We start from the raw sequence: 1,703 nt of genomic DNA on the forward strand, positions 1-1,703 counted from the left end.
TCCTCGGGGTGGGTGGGCGCGGGCTTGTCGTCGCCGTCGTCACCGCCGTTGTCACCGTTGCCCTGCTCGAAGACACCGACGCTGGCGAGGCTCTCGGCCAGGTCCACGTAGTGGAAGGGGGCCTCGGCGCCGTCGACGGTGAAGGACACCGCGAAGCCGGTGTAGGCGTCGTTCCAGGTGACGCCGTTCTCCTCGTCGCTGTACTCCTCGACGTGCTCGTACGACTGGATGTCGATCAGAACGGTGATCTGCTCACCGCTGTCGAGGGTGACGACCTCCGGGTAGGAGATGTCGGCGACGTCGGCGCTGTGGGAGACCTCGCCGTCCCAGCTCTGGGTGGTCGTGGTGGTCACACCGGACAGGGTGGCGTCGAGGACGATCTCGTCCGAGCCGCTGACCAGCTCGGTGCTCTCCTCGTCCAGAACCAGGGTCTCGGGCTCGGAGACGGTCGCGGGGTCGGTTTCGGGGGCCGGGCTGGTCTCCGGCGCCTCCGGGGCGTCGGTCCCGCCGCCTGTGTCCTCGCCGCCGGTCTCACCGCCACCGGTGTTCTCGTCACCGCCGGTCTCACCGCCCTCGCCACCGGTACCGCCGTCCTCGGGCTGGCCGTCGTCGACGCCGGGCTCGGTCTCCTCGCCCTCGGGGGCCGGGGACTCCTCGGCCTCGGTCTCCTCGGTCTCCTCCGTGACCTCGGACTCCTCGTCGAGGTTCTCCTCGACGATTTCCTCGACATCGGAGACGGTGAGCTGGACGCGGGCGGTGTCCACGGTGGCCGTGGCGGTGACGCCGTCACCGCCGACCGTGGCGCTGCTGGTGCCGGAGAAGGTCAGCCAGCTGCCGATGGAACCGGAGTAGCTGTTGGTGGTCGTGCCGTCGTAGCTGACGGCGACGCCCTCCCAGTTGCCGACGGAGGCGTAGGCCCAGCCGTAGTACTCGGTCTCGGCCGCGGCGGGGAGAGCCGTGGCGATGCTGAGCGCGCCGAGAGCGGCGAAAGCCGCTCCGCCCTGGAGAATGCGGCGCGCGGTAACGCGAGTGTTCTTCAAGTCAATCCTCTTCGGATCGGCCGCAGTCCGCACTGGTCAGACTGCTCTGGATACGCGCGCCACCGGCCGACCGTGGGGGAAGTCGTGGGAACACAGGGCGCGAACCAGGATCGGATGGGGGATGGCGGGAGCACACAGAAAGCTCACTGCCAGCGGAAACAGGAGGGCGCGGTCGCGACCACCGGACGGAGGAGGCGCGGGAACCGGGCCGTGGAGTACTTCCGATTTCCTAACCCAGACCTTACATCCCCACAAAGGACGAATTCTCCCGAAGCCCATCACGAAAAGATCACAGAGAAAGAACCCCTCACTCTGAGCGACACCACAATTCTCTGCGGAAGTTTTTCTCGGAACCGGTAAACCGAACACCGTATGTCGCGTCTCACAAAGGAAGCGCGTCCCCGAGGAATGCCTTTGACCCGCCCGGGGCCGCGCCCCGGGCAACGGGCGGCACACCCCCGGGCGGGGCCCGCTCCCGTCAGCCGCGGCCTCCCCCGCGCCCCACCGCCGCACGTCCGGGGTGACGCCCGGGCCCCCGGAGCGGCTAGGTTGTGGGCATGCCCGTCTCCGCACCGTCAGGGCCCCGGAGCCGCGCCACCCGCGCCCTGTCACTCGCCTCCGTCCTCCTCCTCACCGCCGTCGCCTGCTCGACGACGCCCGGGG

1 protein-coding gene is annotated in these 1,703 nt (G+C 69.4%); it reads right to left on the reverse strand.

The features are described from left to right. Window positions 1-1,040, reverse strand: a 1,040-nt coding sequence (locus tag DQW06_RS07710) for a cell wall protein (RefSeq protein ID WP_117198213.1), incomplete at its 3' end; no start/stop codon positions are given. Window positions 1,041-1,703 lie beyond the last annotated feature (663 nt).

The organism is Nocardiopsis sp. TNDT3, assembly GCF_003427465.1.
In the GTDB taxonomy this organism is placed as follows: domain Bacteria; phylum Actinomycetota; class Actinomycetes; order Streptosporangiales; family Streptosporangiaceae; genus Nocardiopsis; species Nocardiopsis dassonvillei.